Raw genomic sequence first — 1,274 nt, 5'->3', positions numbered from 1 at the left:
GGCGGCGATCGGCGGCGATGCCGCGCGCGCGACGCAGCAGTTTCTCGCTCTTTTCGGAGCAAAAACCGGGCCGCAGGGCCTCTGATTCATAAAACGGGAAGGAAGACAAAATGCGCGTCTATTACGATCGTGATGCCGATCTCAATCTGATCAAGGGCAAGAAGGTCGCCATCATCGGCTACGGCAGCCAGGGCAGGGCGCATGCGCTCAACCTCAAGGATTCCGGCGCCAAGGAAATCGCCATCGGTCTCAAGGCCGGCTCGGCGACCGCCAAGAAGGTCGAGGCCGATGGGCTCAAGGTGATGAGCGTGGCGGACGCCGCCAAATGGGCCGACCTGATGATGATGGCAACGCCGGACGAACTGCAGGCCGACATCTACAAAAACGAGATCGCGCCGAACATCCGCGACGGTGCGGCGATCGCCTTCGCGCACGGCCTCAACGTGCATTTCGGCCTGATCGAACCGAAGTCGACTGTCGACGTCGTCATGATCGCGCCGAAGGGTCCCGGCCACACGGTGCGCGGCGAATACCAGAAGGGCGGCGGCGTGCCGTGCCTGGTCGCCGTCAACCAGGATGCCTCGGGCAATGCGCTCGACCTGGCGCTGTCCTACGCCTGCGGCGTCGGCGGCGGCCGCTCGGGCATCATCGAGACCAATTTCCGCGAGGAATGCGAGACCGATCTGTTCGGCGAGCAGGTCGTGCTGTGCGGCGGTCTGGTCGAACTGATCCGGGCCGGTTTCGAGACGCTGGTGGAAGCCGGCTACGCGCCTGAGATGGCCTATTTCGAGTGCCTGCACGAGGTCAAGCTGATCGTCGACCTGATCTATGAAGGCGGCATCGCCAACATGAACTACTCGATCTCGAACACCGCCGAATGGGGCGAATATGTCTCGGGTCCGCGCATCATCACCGCCGAGACCAAGGCCGAGATGAAGCGCGTGCTGAAGGACATCCAGACGGGAAAATTCACCTCGGAATGGATGCAGGAATACCGCGCCGGCATGTCCCGCTTCAAGGGCATCCGCCGCAACAATGACAGCCACCAGATCGAGGAAGTCGGCGCCAAGCTGCGCGCGATGATGCCCTGGATTTCCAAGAACAAGCTGGTCGACAAGGCCAAGAACTGAGCGAAATCCACAAGCGCTCGAAAACAGCGGCTTCCATGAACAAAAACGGCGCCAAGTGGCGCCGTTCAGACTGCTGACAAACCCCTGGCATTTGCTGGGGGTTTTTGATTCACTGGGTCATGTTGAAGCGACCCGCCCCTGAAC

General features: G+C 61.5%; 1 protein-coding gene and 1 pseudogene. Both read left to right on the top strand.

The features are described from left to right. Positions 1 to 85 (top strand): annotated as a pseudogene (locus EN893_RS40130) (TetR/AcrR family transcriptional regulator); the annotation flags it as partial. 25 nt (positions 86 to 110) lie between these two features. After that, a complete protein-coding gene (gene ilvC, locus EN893_RS34405; protein ID WP_013531065.1) occupies positions 111 to 1,130 on the top strand; it encodes a ketol-acid reductoisomerase in 1,020 nt (339 codons plus the stop codon). Positions 1,131 to 1,274 lie beyond the last annotated feature (144 nt).

The sequence above is a fragment of the Mesorhizobium sp. M7A.F.Ca.CA.004.04.2.1 genome (assembly GCF_004022825.1).
Taxonomy (GTDB): domain Bacteria; phylum Pseudomonadota; class Alphaproteobacteria; order Rhizobiales; family Rhizobiaceae; genus Mesorhizobium.
The sequence above is the reverse complement of the archived record's forward strand: the minus strand, read 5'-3'. Positions and strand labels throughout refer to the sequence as shown.